This is a genomic window from Kiloniella litopenaei, from assembly GCF_000982415.1.
Lineage (GTDB): Bacteria > Pseudomonadota > Alphaproteobacteria > Kiloniellales > Kiloniellaceae > Kiloniella > Kiloniella litopenaei.
Genome location: NZ_LANI01000066.1, coordinates 1 through 751 on the forward strand (window position 1 = coordinate 1; position 751 = coordinate 751).

Here is a 751-nt window from a genome sequence, read left to right on the forward strand (position 1 = left end):
ACGTAAGGCCAGGCATAAATTGCGATCAGGGCCAGCACAGGCAGTAACAGGAATATGACACCGAAGAAATCGACAAAGGCTTGTTTGCGTTCACTTGCCGCCCCATAGAAGATATCGACCCGAACGTGCCCGCCGTGCAACAGGGTATAGCCTGCGCCGAGCATAAAGAGGAAGCCGTGCATATAGATAATTGATTCCTGCATAAAGATGGAACCAATTCCAAAAACATATCGCAGCAGAACCACGGCGAATTGAACGAGAACCATAAAAAGCGCCAGCCAGGAAACTGTCCGGCCAATACTTTCGTTCAACTTATCGATGGTCTTAGCGAGGGAAAGAAGCCCTGCCACAGTAGTCTCCCTATCAATCTTTTAGTTGTCTTATTTTACATCACACTTGTTTTGTTAATTGATTTCTTGCCCGAAGATAACCAACGCGACATAGACAAGCCAAGTACGCATATGGACTGGGGGAAGTGCTCAGTAAAACAGACAATGTTCATTTTATCCAAAAAGAGGCCAGCAGGGGCCGGCCTCTTTTATGTCGATTATCACTGATCAAACAATGATTAGATTTTCAGCGCTGCGCCACGAGCGGCTGTGTAATCGGACTCGGAAAGTGTTGTCCAACGTGCAACCTTGCGACGGAAATCAATGTAGCTGTCGTAAATTTCCTTGGAAATATCGTCGGTTTGGCCAACTTCTTTGACAACTTCTTCTGATTTAGCGCCCAGCTCATCCATGATTTCCTG

The 751-nt window shown here is 46.5% G+C and carries 1 protein-coding gene and 1 pseudogene; both read right to left on the reverse strand.

The window, feature by feature from the left end:
* On the reverse strand, positions 1-350 hold a 350-nt coding region (locus WH95_RS20130), incomplete at its 3' end, for a TRAP transporter small permease subunit (protein ID WP_046510244.1).
* A gap of 218 nt (positions 351-568) precedes the next feature.
* Positions 569-751 (reverse strand): annotated as a pseudogene (locus WH95_RS21110) (ABC transporter substrate-binding protein); the annotation flags it as partial.